This is a genomic window from Nocardioides mesophilus, from assembly GCF_014395785.1.
Classification (GTDB): domain Bacteria; phylum Actinomycetota; class Actinomycetes; order Propionibacteriales; family Nocardioidaceae; genus Nocardioides_B; species Nocardioides_B mesophilus.
Genome location: NZ_CP060713.1, coordinates 2733707 through 2745219, shown reverse-complemented (window position 1 = coordinate 2745219; position 11513 = coordinate 2733707). Strand labels below are relative to the sequence as shown.

10 protein-coding genes and 2 pseudogenes are annotated in these 11513 nt (G+C 72.3%); 3 read left to right on the top strand and 9 right to left on the bottom strand.

The window, feature by feature from the left end; translation table 11 throughout:
• Window positions 1-66: 66 nt before the first annotated feature.
• The 5 genes and pseudogenes from gvpJ to H9L09_RS13220 form a co-directional block, all read right to left on the bottom strand.
• Window positions 67-423, bottom strand: a pseudogene (gene gvpJ, locus H9L09_RS13240) (gas vesicle protein GvpJ); the annotation flags it as partial.
• Window positions 424-581: 158 nt separating this feature from the next.
• Entirely contained in the window at window positions 582-1781 is a 1200-nt protein-coding gene (locus tag H9L09_RS13235) for an SRPBCC family protein (protein ID WP_187577376.1), read from the bottom strand.
• A gap of 3 nt (window positions 1782-1784) precedes the next feature.
• Entirely contained in the window at window positions 1785-2633 is an 849-nt protein-coding gene (locus H9L09_RS13230; RefSeq protein ID WP_187577375.1) for a hypothetical protein, read from the bottom strand.
• 384 nt (window positions 2634-3017) lie between these two features.
• Complete coding sequence (locus tag H9L09_RS13225) at window positions 3018-3830, bottom strand: glycerophosphodiester phosphodiesterase (RefSeq protein WP_223164038.1); 813 nt, start codon at window positions 3828-3830, stop codon at window positions 3018-3020.
• 154 nt (window positions 3831-3984) lie between these two features.
• Window positions 3985-4353, bottom strand: coding sequence for a DUF732 domain-containing protein (locus H9L09_RS13220; protein ID WP_187577374.1), 369 nt, complete (start codon window positions 4351-4353; stop codon window positions 3985-3987).
• A gap of 102 nt (window positions 4354-4455) precedes the next feature.
• Between H9L09_RS13220 and H9L09_RS13215 the strand changes: the two genes are divergently transcribed.
• On the top strand, window positions 4456-4662 hold the full coding sequence (locus tag H9L09_RS13215; RefSeq protein WP_187577373.1) for a hypothetical protein: 207 nt from the start codon (window positions 4456-4458) through the stop codon (window positions 4660-4662).
• Window positions 4663-4721: 59 nt separating this feature from the next.
• Here the strand turns inward: H9L09_RS13215 and H9L09_RS13210 are convergent, their stop codons facing one another.
• On the bottom strand, window positions 4722-5729 hold the full coding sequence (locus tag H9L09_RS13210) for a glycoside hydrolase family 26 protein (protein WP_187577372.1): 1008 nt from the start codon (window positions 5727-5729) through the stop codon (window positions 4722-4724).
• A 163-nt stretch (window positions 5730-5892) separates the two neighbouring features.
• Window positions 5893-7045 (bottom strand): annotated as a pseudogene (gene glgA, locus H9L09_RS13205) (glycogen synthase).
• 46 nt (window positions 7046-7091) lie between these two features.
• Between glgA and glgC the strand changes: the two are divergent.
• Entirely contained in the window at window positions 7092-8309 is a 1218-nt protein-coding gene (gene glgC / locus H9L09_RS13200; protein ID WP_187577371.1) for a glucose-1-phosphate adenylyltransferase, read from the top strand.
• An 88-nt stretch (window positions 8310-8397) separates the two neighbouring features.
• Window positions 8398-8643 carry a hypothetical protein gene (locus H9L09_RS13195; RefSeq protein WP_187577370.1) on the top strand — a complete coding sequence of 82 codons (246 nt, stop codon included), beginning with the start codon at window positions 8398-8400 and terminating at the stop codon, window positions 8641-8643.
• Window positions 8644-8668: 25 nt separating this feature from the next.
• On the opposite strand, the gene H9L09_RS21665 is transcribed toward H9L09_RS13195, so the two are convergent.
• Together H9L09_RS21665 and H9L09_RS13185 are read right to left on the bottom strand one after the other, a co-directional pair.
• Window positions 8669-10114 carry a lytic murein transglycosylase gene (locus H9L09_RS21665; RefSeq protein WP_223164037.1) on the bottom strand — a complete coding sequence of 482 codons (1446 nt, stop codon included), beginning with the start codon at window positions 10112-10114 and terminating at the stop codon, window positions 8669-8671.
• Window positions 10115-10271: 157 nt separating this feature from the next.
• A complete protein-coding gene (locus H9L09_RS13185; RefSeq protein WP_187577369.1) occupies window positions 10272-11513 on the bottom strand; it encodes a saccharopine dehydrogenase family protein in 1242 nt (413 codons plus the stop codon).

Here is an 11513-nt window from a genome sequence, read left to right as displayed (position 1 = left end):
TCTTCTCCCGGGTCCGGCTCGTGGGATGCCGCTGTTGCTGCCGCGGCGCGGTCTGGCGGTGCTTGCGCTCCCCGTCCTCACCGTCCCGAGGAAGTCGGTCACCTTCTCCTTCACTCCCTCGAGGGCACCGGAGGTCTTGCCCTTCGCCCCTGACTCGGTGAGGTCCTCCATCAGCTCGGGGATCCCGTGGGTCTGGGTGTCGTTGAGGTCGAGGCGGTTGACCGCCTCTGCGAAGCGGAGGTAGGTGTCGACGCTGGCGATCACGATCCGGGCGTCGATGGTCAGGAGCTCGATCCCGACGAGCGAGACCCGGATGTAGACGTCGATGACCAGACCCTTGTCCAGGATCGTGTTGATCACGTCTGCCAGGCTGCTCGGAGCCGGCCGGTCGAGGTACCGGTTGGACTGCTGCGCAACGGTCATGGTGTGCCCTTCGAGGAGTCGGGCGGAGGAGACCGCGATCCCGCTGCTCCCCCGCCAGGATGCTCAGGTTCGTGCGGATGCCGGCGAGTGCGGCGCCGGCCGCCCCGCGGGCCCGGGACCGCTGGCCCCGGGCTCGCGGACCTGCGTGTCGGCCGTACTCACTGGCCGGACCCGTCCTCGCGTCCGGAGCCGCCCGAGCTGTGCGCAGGGCGCTTCGCGGGTCGTGAGCCGGACCGGCTGTTGGAGCCGTGCGAGGACCTGCGGCGTGACTCTGCGCCCTCGCGCTCCGAGGAAGGACGTGTCCGGGGAGCCTCCCGCTGGGACTGTCGCGGCCGGCGCTTCTGCTCCCCGTTCGACTTGTTCTCGTCCGGCTCGGCGCGCTCGCCCTCGTCCTGCGTCCGCTCCTCGGGCTGGTCCTCGCCGGCCTCGTCCTCGGGCTGGTCCTCGCCGGCCTCGTCCTCCGGCTGCTGCGCGGCGGCCTCGGCACCCTCCTCGGGTTCCTGGTCGTCCTGCTCGCGCTCGCTCCCGTCGTCGACCATGTGCTCGTCGTGGATGGTGCCCTGCCAGCCCTCGACCTCGTCCTGGTGCAGCAAGGTGTGGGTGGCCACGTGCCGTCGGAAGTGCTTCAGCTCCAGCCGGGCACGGCGCCCCGGGGCCCGCCAGATGTTCCCGGTGTGCTCGAACAGACCCTGCGGGTAGTACTCCAGCACCACCAGGACGCGGGTCAGGTCAGGGGCGAGCTCGTGGAACGTGACCGCGCCGTCGACATGCCCCTTCGCCCCCTCGGACTTCCACACGATGCGCTCGGGGGACACCTGGTCGACGATCGTCGCCTTCCAGGTGCGGTGGGACAGGAAGATCTGCGCCTTCCACGTCGTGACCTCGTCCTCGTCCTGGCTGACGCGCTCGACCTTCTTCATGAACGAGGGAAAGTCCTCGAACTGGGTCCACTGCGCGTAGGCCACCTCGCGGCCGACCGGCAGGTCGATGCTCTCGACGATGTTGGTGACCTTGAGCTTGCCGCCCTTGCCGCCCTTGCTGCCGGTGAGCGTGCCGACGACGTCGCCCACCTTCTCGCCCACCTTGTCCTTCACGGACCCGGCCATCGCCTTGACCCCCGCCTTGGCAGGCGAGTCGCCCTCGGCGACGTTCATCGCCATCTTGGGGCCTGGCTTGCCCTCCGCGTAGTCGTTGAGCCGGTCGGTCAGGGAGTCCACCCGACCCTGGGCGGCCGACACGCCCCGCTGGGCGAGCGCTCCGCCGAGGCCTCGTGCCTCCTGCTTGAGCCGGTCGAGCGGTAGCTGGCCGGTGACCCCCTTGGCCGTCCCGGCCACCTTCTTGGTCGCAGTCTCGGTCATCGCTCACGCACCTCCGGTCCGGGCCGGCGTCTGGGAGCGACGGCGGCGGGCGGCCTGCGGGCGACGCCCGCGAGGGGCCTCCCGACGGCTTCCGTTCTCCCTCGCACCGCGCTGCTGAGCGGGCTGGTCCTGCTCCGGCTCTTGGGGCTCCTGCTCGTCGGACTCCTCGTCGTACTCGTCCTCCGGGCCCTCGTCGGACTCTTCCTCGTCGGACTCCTCCTCGTCGGACTCCTCGTACTCGTCCTCCGGGCCCTCGTCGGACCCTTCCTCGTCGGACTCCTCGTACTCGTCCTCCGGGCCCTCGTCGGACCCTTCCTCGTCCTCGTACTCGTCCTCCGGGCCCTCGTCGGACTCTTCCTCGTCGGACTCTTCCTCGTCCTCGTCCTCGTACTCGTCCTCGTACTCGTCGTCCGGGCCTTCGTCCGACTCCTTCTGGTCGGCCCGCTGCTTCTGCTGCTTCTCCTGGTCCTGGTCCTGCTGGTCCTGGTCCTGGTCCGGCTGCTCCTGCTCCTGGTCCTCGGCCTCGTCGGACTCCTTCCGGACGCCTGAGCGGAGCGCCTCACCGCGCTCGTTGAGCCGGTCGCTCAGCCGGTTGATCCCGGCGGAAGCCGCCGTCACCGCGGCGGCCTTTCCCGCACCGGCGAGCTGGGAGGTGACCTGTCCGGTGAGCTTCTGCACCTCCGGGGAGCTGGTCAGCCCCTGGGTGCTCTTCTGCAGCATCCCGAGACCGGAGTCCCGCACGTTCTTGTTGGCCAAGGTGGACCCGACGACGATGGCGAACCTCAGCTTCTTGAACCGGCCGAGGACGTACCCGGCCGCCAGGGCCGTTCCTACGCGCGTTGAAACCGACATGGTCGAATCTCCCTCCGAGATGAACGCCTCGAACATCTCTCCTGTCGTTCGCGCGTACCCCCGCGCACCGGCGCTATCAGCGGGACCTCCGGGTCTCGTAAGGCGAGCCCTGGTGACAAGTCGCGGGAATCTGTACAAACCGGGGGGACGGATCGGGCGAACCCGACGGACCGACGGTCCGAAAATTTTCGACACCACATCGGCTGGTCCAGACCGGAAATGGTGCACTCCGTTCTCAACCTCGCTGTACGAACGACTCTCTCAACCGCGATGATCTCCGCGTGTCGTCGGACCTGCACGGAGGCGGAGGGGGCCGGGCTGAGTCGGCGCGGAACCGGCGCGATCGGCCGACCAGCGCCGGCCCGGACCGGATTGCGACCGGACTCAGCTCGCCGGAGCCTCCGCGGCGAAGCGACGGAACACGTCGGGCCGGTTGGTGATCACGCCGTCGACGCCGGCCCGGACCGCCCGCCGCATCGCCACCGGCCGGTCGACGGTCCAGACGAAGCACTGCAGCCCGTGGCGGCGGACCTCGTCGACGTAGGACCGGTCGGCGCGGTGGTGGTGCGGGTTGACGAGATCGGCCCACGAGGCGATCGACGCCAACCGGTCCCGGGCGGGACTCCCGAGGACACCCACCGGGACCGACGGCACCCGACCCTTGAGCTCGCGCGCGGCTGACTCGTCGAACGACTGGACGATCACGCTCCCGGGGGCGGCCGGTCCCCTGCGGTCCTCGTCGAGCAGGGTGGCCAGCTCAGCCACGAGGCCCGGGTACAGGCGGGGGTGCTTCAGCTCCACCAGGGCGCCCAGGCCGCTCGGGCGCAGCACCTCGAGGGCCTCCGTGAGCAGCGGGATCCGCTCCCCGGCGTACTCCGGGCCCTTCCACGAGCCGGCGTCGAGCCGGGCGATCTCGGCGTAGGAGAAGTCGCCCACCCGCCACGGCCCGCGGTCGGGAAAGACCCGGCGGACGTCGGTGGTGCGCTCAAGCGTCGCGTCGTGCAGGAGGACCACCGCGCCGTCACGCGTGCGCTGGACGTCGAACTCGGCCAGGTCGGCGTCGCGGGCGATCGCCTTGCGCAGCGCGGCGAGCGTGTTCTCCGGCGCGTAGGCGCTGGCTCCGCGGTGGGCGATGGTCTGGACCCGGCACGGGGTGGCGGTGGGGCGGCGGACGAGGGTGGCGAGCTGGGCACGCACGGGGGCCTCCTGGGCACGGTGACCTGACGTCCCCGACGCTCGCGCCCCTAGATGGCCCCCGGGTGGACGCGACGTGGCAGCCAGCCGGCCGGCGGCCGAAACCGCGACGGCGCTCCTCCGCGCGAGCGCGACCCGGGCCCTTGTGGGGCAGGGCTCAGCCCTGGAGCCGGGCGGCCGCCTCCGGGCAGTAGGTCTGGGCGGCGGTGCCGTAGAACGCGGTCGCCCGCTGGGCGAACCGGGTGTCGGAGTCACGCAGCAGCTTGGCCAGGGCCCGCGCCACGTCCTCGCGAGTGGTCGCAGGGTCGGTGAGCTTCGCGCACCACTCTCGTCCCTCCCGGACGGCCTGCCGGCGCGCCGCGTCGTCGGCCTGCGGCTGCATGACACCGGACTGGACCAGCGCGTCGAGGAACTGGCGGTCGCTGCCGCGGTCGGCGCCCTGGTCGCTCGACGGCGCCTGCTCGCCGGTGCCGGAGCATCCGCCGGCCAGCAGGGCGGCGGCCAGGACGAGAGCGAGGCGACGCATGAGCGCACCCTACGTCGTGGCGCCGCCGCGTGCTCGGGTCCCGCACCGGCGGCCCTGCGTCCGCTAGCGTCCTGGACACCGTTTCGACGACAGGGAGTCACCATGCCGCTCGGGCAAGGCATCACGCAGTTCCTCGGCGCCATCACCGGCCGCATCGAGGAGCCCGCCGTCCCCGACGTGGGGTACGACGCGTCCCACGAGCTGGGCGGGATCTCCACCCTCCGGGCGATGTTCGCCGACCAGGCCGACGACGGCCTGCCGTTCCCGCAGCAGCGCCGCTCCTCGCGCTCGCACCGCGCAGCACGCTGAACCAACCCTGGGGCCCGGGTCGCGCGCCCAGTGGGGCCGCCCTGCGGCCCGCAGCTCCCTCAGTAGGTCGACAGGCCGGCCCGGAAGGCGTCCAGGGTGGCCGTCGAGCTTTCGATGCGCCAGTCCGCCTCCTTCTGGAAGTCGAACCAGGTGAAGCCGCGGATCTCCTGGTGAGTGGCGAGGGTGCTGAACATGTCCGCCACCCAGGCCGCCTTGTCGCCGCCGTCCTCGGGACAGCCCACCTCACCGAGGTACAGCGGCTTGCTGGTGAGCGCCGTCAGCTGGGCCACCCCGCTGCCGAACACCTCCCAGAACGACTGCCACGAGCCGCCCTGCAGGGTCGCCCAGTTGTAGCCGTCCAGCGCCACCTGGTCGACGTAGCCGTCGCCGGGGTAGACCGCGCCCAGTGCGGTGGAGCCGGGGTAGGGGACGTTCGGGGACCACGACCACACGACGTTGGACGTGCGCTGCTTGGAGAAGACCGAGCGCACGTGCTTCCACGCGGCGACGTAGTCGCCGGCGGTGTTGCCGTTGGCCTGCGCCGACCAGGGGTACCAGCTGCCGTTCATCTCGTGCGCGAAGCGCAGCACCACCGGCTTGCCGTAGCTGCGGATCTGCCTGGCCCAGCTGGTGAGGTAGGAGTCGAAGGCTCCGGCCGTGATCCGGTCCAGCGTGTACGCCGGCTGGGTGGCGCCGCCGGCCGGGTTCCACGGCTCCCAGGTGATCGTCGGGGTGGCGCCGGTGGCCGCGACGTCCGCCGCCTGGGCGGCCGGGAAGGCGGCGTTGTCGCTCCAGGCGGCGTACCACATCACGCTGGTCGGGGCGCGGCCCACGGAGGCGGTGAGCGCGGACAGCGGCGCCATGGTCCACGGGACATCGGGCATCGCGACGCCGAAGGTCTGGTCGGCGCTCACGGTCGTCGCTCCCGTGACGCTCGCGCCGCCCGGGCGCGCTGCGGCGGCGCTGCCGACGCTGCCGAGCGCCACCGTGGCGAGCGCGAGCAGCAGCACTGCGAGTCTCCGCAGGGCCGCCGACGTCTCTCGTCCGGACGAGTGGGTGGTGCGCATGCCGCAGGCTCCTCGGTCAGCCGTGTCTGGTTCCCCGCGCAGCGGTCCACGACCGCCACACCTCAGGTATCGGCAGCCTGAGAGCCCGCCTTGACCCGCCGACCCCGACCCGGATCCGCACAACGACCCGACCTGCGTCACACCTCCGGCTCCGCACCCGGGGTCAGAGCAGTGAGCCGTAGAGCTCCACCGTGCGGCCCGCGACCGCGTCCCAGGCGAACTCCTCGACCGCCCGGACGCGACCGGTGCGGCCCATCCGCGTCGCCAGCGCAGGGTCGTCGGCCAGCCGGTTCACGGCCTCGGCGAAGCGGCGCTCGAAGCCGGCGGGGTCCTCGGGGGTGTAGTCGACCAGCAGCCCGGTCTCGCCGTCGGCGACCACCTCGGGGATGCCGCCGACCCGGCTGGCGACGACCGCGGTCTCGCAGGCCATCGCCTCGAGGTTGACGATGCCCAGCGGCTCGTAGACCGAGGGGCAGCAGAACGCGAGCGCGTGGCTGAGCACCTGTCGGACCTCCTCGCGCGGCAGCATCTCCGAGACCACGAAGATCCCGTCGCGGCTGGCCCGCAGCTCGGCGATCGCGACGTCGGTCTCCTCCTTGAGCTCGGGGGTGTCCGCGGCGCCGGCCAGCAGCACCAGCTGGACCGCGGGGTGGAGGTGCAGTCCGGCACGGAGCAGGTGCGGCACGCCCTTCTGCCGGGTGATCCGGCCGACGAAGGCGACGTAGGGACGGGTCAGGTCCACGCCCAGCCGGTCCAGCACGTCGGTGGCCGGGTCGGGGCGGTAGAAGTCGGCGTCGATCCCGTTGTGGATCACGTGCACCCGGGCCGGGTCGATGGCGGGGTACGCCGCCAGCACGTCCTCGCGCATCCCGTGGCTGACCGCGACGACCGCGTCGGCCGCCTCCATCGCCGTCCGCTCCGCCCACGACGAGAGCTGGTAGCCGCCGCCGAGCTGCTCGGCCTTCCACGGCCGCTGCGGCTCCAACGAGTGGGCGGTGACGACGTGCGGCACGCCGTACAACAGCTTCGCCCAGTGGCCGGCCATCGCGGCGTACCAGGTGTGCGCGTGCACCAGGTCGGCGTCCGCCACCGCCGCGGTCATCGCCAGGTCCGTGGACAGGATCCGCAGGGCGGCGTTGGCCCCGGCCAGCCGCGGATCGTCCTCGGAGTGCGCGTGGGCCCCTTCCCGGGGGCCCCCATGCACTGCACGTCGACGTCGACCAGCCGCCTGAGCTCGCGCACCAGGAAGTCGACGTGGACACCGGCGCCGCCGTAGACGTCCGGGGGAACTCGCGAGTCAGCACGGAGACCTTCATGGACGCAGGCTAGGGGATCTGCCCCGCTTGGTCCTAGGGTGCAGACATGGCGCGAGTGCTGAGCATCGTTATGGCCGGTGGCGAGGGCAAGCGGCTGATGCCGCTGACAGTGGACCGCGCCAAACCCGCGGTCCCGTTCGGCGGCTCCTACCGCCTCATCGACTTCGCCCTGTCCAACATCGTCAACGCCGGCTACCTCAACTGCGCCGTGCTGACGCAGTACAAGTCGCACTCCCTGGACCGGCACATCTCGCTGACCTGGCGGCTGAACTCCATGCTGGGCAACTACGTCGCCCCGGTGCCGGCCCAGCAGCGCCGGGGACCGAAGTGGTACCAAGGCAGCGCGGACGCGATCTACCAGTCGATGAACCTGATCAACGACGAGCGGCCCGACATCATCGTCGTCTTCGGCGCCGACCACGTCTATCGCATGGACGCCTCGCAGATGGTGCAGGCGCACATCGACAGCGGCGCCGGCGTGACCGTGGCCGGCATCCGCGTCCCGCGGCACGAGGCGTGGCAGTTCGGCGTCATCAAGACCGGGCCCGACGGCGAGACCATCGAGGAGTTCCTCGAGAAGCCCGAGAATCCCCCGGGTCTGCTGGACTCCCCCGACGAGTCGTTCGCCTCGATGGGCAACTACGTGTTCAGCGCCGACGTGCTGGTCGAGGCGCTCGAGAAGGACTCCGCGAACCCCAAGTCCCGCCACGACATGGGTGGCGACATCATCCCGATGCTGGTCGACCAGAAGCGCGCCTGCGTCTACGACTTCAAGCGCAACCAGGTCCCGGGCTCCACCGACCGGGACAAGGACTACTGGCGTGACGTGGGGACTCTCGACAGCTACCACGAGGCGCACCTCGACCTGGTGTCCGCGCTGCCGGTGTTCAACCTCTACAACACCGACTGGCCGATCTTCACCTCGAACTCCCAGCTGCCCGGGGCCAAGTTCACCTCGGGCGCCAGCGTCCGGGACTCCATCGTCTGCGCCGGCTCGATCGTCTCCGCGGCCACCGTGGACAGCTCCGTGATCGGCGTGCACGACCACGTCGCGGACGGTGCCTACGTCCAGCGCAGCGTGCTGCTGGACAACGTCACGATCGGCCGCGGCGCAGTGGTGCGCAACGCGATCATCGACAAGAACGTGGTGGTCCCCGACGGCTGCCTGATCGGGGTGGACCACGAGGAGGACCGCCGCCGCGGCTTCACCGTGAGCGAGGGTGGCATCACGGTGCTCGGCAAGGGTCAGGTCGTCCTTCCCTGAGCGGGTCGTCCGACGTTTCCGGACCGCACCGCTGGGGACAATGAAGGCTTCTGGGACAGCTGGGACGTCGACGGGTCGGAGGCACATCGTGGGAGCCGGAATCGCTCTGGTGGTGCTGGGCGCGATCTTGACCTTCGCGGTCCGGGGCGAGGCGCCCGGGATCGACATCCAGACGGTCGGGGTGATCCTCATCGTCGCGGGCGCGGCGGTCATCGCCTACGCCCGCCGCGACCGCGTCCACGAGGAGGAGGTCGTCCGGGTCGAGGAGCAGACCGACCCCGCGACCTCGACGCACACCGTCCGGGAGACGACGACCGAGCGCGACGCGTTCTGAGCGACGGCCCCGCCGCCGCGAACGGTCAGCCGGTCGTCGTGGTGCCGGCCGCACTCGGCGAGGCCGCGGCCGGGCGCACGAAGCCGCCGTCGGCGTTGCGGTAGCCCTTGTCGTTGATCAGGTAGACCACCGCCGGGCTCGTCCCGGCGCCGACCTGCAGGGTGACGTCCTTCCCGGCCAGGCCGGCGAGCTCCTCGCTGTTGGCCTCGACGGCGCCGTCACCGTCGAAGTCGTACGCCGCGCCCGCGGACAGCTGCCCGGCCGGCCCGAGGTCGAGCGGGGTCCCGCCGACGAACCAGCCGCCGGACGCGGGCTGCGTCAGGGTCCCGGCCAGGGTGACCATCTGCGGAACGCTCGGTGACGGCGAGGGCGTCGGGGTCGGCGTCGGGGTCGGCGTCGGACTCGGTGACGGCTTGGGCGACGGCTTCGGTGCCGGCTGGGGGGCCGGCTTGGGGCCGGCCGCGGAGCCACCGCCCGAGCCACCGGAGCCGGACCCTCCCGAGCCGCCCGCGCTCGCGCTCGGCCCCGGGCCGTCCGACGTGCCGTGACGGCCGCCGTGCGCCGACCGGGCGCCGTCGGCGCGGTGCTGGTGTCGGTGCCGGGCTGCGGGGCCCTGCTCGGCGGCGGGCGGGGTGGGCGACGGGATGATGAAGACGCCGGTGCGGTAGCCGCGCTCGAAGGCCATGACGAGGGCGACGTAGTAGTCCGAGGGGTTGTAGCGCAGGATCGCGGCGGCCATCGCGGCCGGGTCGAGCAGGCTGCCCGAGCCGGAGCAGAGGTAGCCGGCCGCGGCCAGCGCCGCGTCGTCGAGGTCGTTGGGGTCGGCCTTGCCGTCGCCGTCCCCGTCGCGTCCCGCCCCGGTCCAGGTGGACGGGATGAACTGCATCGGCCCGACGGCGCGGTCCCAGACCTTGTCGCCGTCCCAGCGGCCACCGTCGGTGTCGCGGATGGCGGCCACCGGGCCGGCACCGTTGAGCGCCACGCCGATGATCGCCGGCCGCGAGATCCCGTCGGTGCTGAGCACGGAGCCGCCGTACCGGCCGTGGTCGGACTCCACGCGACCGATCCCGGCGAGCAGGGTCCAGGGCAGCTGGCAGGAGGGATCGGTGCGCGCCATCGTCGCCGCCGCGTCCTGGTAGGCCCGCATGGCCGCCTGGGGGAGATCGTGCGACGCGAGCGCGCTGACCGTCCACACCCGGGAGCCCTTGGCGCTGTCCACGCGCACCTTGCGGTTCCGGTCCGCCCGCCAGACCAAGGTGGTCTGCGGCTCGACGAGCCACGGGTGGTCGTCGAGCAGCGTCTCCCGGTGCCCGCCGAGCACCGGGCCGTCGGCCGCCGCCACCACCTGCTCCGTGGGCAGGTCCACCACCGCGGCCAGCGCGGCCGGGATCAGCGGGCCCAACGTCAGCGACGCGGCGAGCGCGCCGACGAGCGCAGCCAGCCTGGACGGTCGACGGAACCGCTTGCCCATCAGATGTGCCTTCCCCTCGGTGCGAGCCGGCCCGTCGGCGAGGTCGAGGGACCGTCCGGGTGCCGACGCTAGCCGGGCGGAGGCCCGCACAGGTGGGTTCGCCGGAAGTGGTCCCCCGGGGAGCGCCAAATGGCTCTGCCGGGTGGTGCCGCAACCGTCAGGACGGGCGGTCCGGGACCACCCGGAACACCATCCCGGCGCGCTGCAGACGTTCGAGGAGGTTCTGCCCCATGGCCACCGCGGTGGTCACCTGGCCCCTGGTCGCCGGGTTCTCGTCGAAGGCCAGGCAGAGCGCCGACTCGGCGAGCATCTTGGCAGTCTCGGTGTAGCCCGGGTCGCCGCCGGCCACCTCGGTGTGCACCCGCTGACCGCCTCCCTCGGCGATGAAGTGCACGGTGAACCAGGACTTCGCGCGGCGCTCCGCGTCGGGTCCCTGCCCGGCCGGCACCCGCTTGAGCAGCTGCTGCCGCAGCGGCGCGAGCTGGGCGGTGACGGCGAGCATCCCGGCCCCGGCGATGCCGCCGAGCGCGACCGGCAGCCGGCGTACGGCGGCGTAGTGGCCATAGCTGAAGTCGGGGCCGTACCGGTCCAGCGCGGCGGCCGACCGCCCGACGACGAGCGGGTCGATCGTCGGCAGCGGCACCAGCCAGAAGCCGGTGTCCCCGTCGTGGTGCGGGCGCCCGGCGGAGACCCGCACCCGGCGGTCCACGGGCCGGCCCTCGCGGCGGCGGCGCTCGGCGGCCGCGGCGTACATCTGCCGGACCCGGGAGAACGCCGTCATCGCCGAGGCGAAGGTGCCGCCGGAGAAGGTGGCGTTGCTGCGCACCATCCCGCGGATCCGCAACGGCACTCCCTCCGGCAGCTGCTGCACGGTGAACAGCACGCCGAGGTCGTGCGGCACCGAGTCGAACCCGCAGGCGTGCACCAGTCGGGCACCGGTCTGCACGGCACGTTCGTGGTGGGCGAGGTACATCCGGTCCACGAACTCCGCCTCCCCGGTGAGGTCGACGTAGTCGGTCCCGGCCTCCGCACACGCGGCCACGACGCCCTCGCCGTAGGTCAGGTAGGGACCCACCGTGGTGATCACGACCCGGGACGACCCGGCGAGCCGGCGCAGCGACGCGGCATCCTCCACGTCCGCGGCCAGCAGCGGCAGGTGGGTCCAGCGCTCGTCGATCCGGGCCAGCCCGGCACGGACCTCCTCCAGCTTCGCGGTGTTGCGACCGGCCAGCGCCCAGCGGCAGTCCGCGGGCACGTGCTCGGCGAGGTACTCCGCGGTCAGCCGGCCGGTGAACCCGGTGGCACCGAGGAGCACCAGGTCGTAGGCGCGGTCCCCCGAACCGGTGTCGGGCCCGGCCTGCGCACCGGGGGTCGCGGCGGGTTCCAGGTGAGGGGTCAT

Bases quoted from the DNA above. Each gene is read 5' to 3' on its own strand.
- H9L09_RS13235 (WP_187577376.1), bottom strand. From the start codon at position 1,781: ATGACCGAGACTGCGACCAAGAAGGTGGCCGGGACGGCCAAGGGGGTC.
- H9L09_RS13230 (WP_187577375.1), bottom strand. From the start codon at position 2,633: ATGTCGGTTTCAACGCGCGTAGGAACGGCCCTGGCGGCCGGGTACGTC.
- H9L09_RS13220 (WP_187577374.1), bottom strand. From the start codon at position 4,353: ATGCGTCGCCTCGCTCTCGTCCTGGCCGCCGCCCTGCTGGCCGGCGGA.
- H9L09_RS13215 (WP_187577373.1), top strand. From the start codon at position 4,456: ATGCCGCTCGGGCAAGGCATCACGCAGTTCCTCGGCGCCATCACCGGC.
- H9L09_RS13210 (WP_187577372.1), bottom strand. From the start codon at position 5,729: ATGCGCACCACCCACTCGTCCGGACGAGAGACGTCGGCGGCCCTGCGG.
- glgC (WP_187577371.1), top strand. From the start codon at position 7,092: ATGGCGCGAGTGCTGAGCATCGTTATGGCCGGTGGCGAGGGCAAGCGG.
- H9L09_RS21665 (WP_223164037.1), bottom strand. From the start codon at position 10,114: ATGGGCAAGCGGTTCCGTCGACCGTCCAGGCTGGCTGCGCTCGTCGGC.
- H9L09_RS13185 (WP_187577369.1), bottom strand. From the start codon at position 11,513: ATGACCCCTCACCTGGAACCCGCCGCGACCCCCGGTGCGCAGGCCGGG.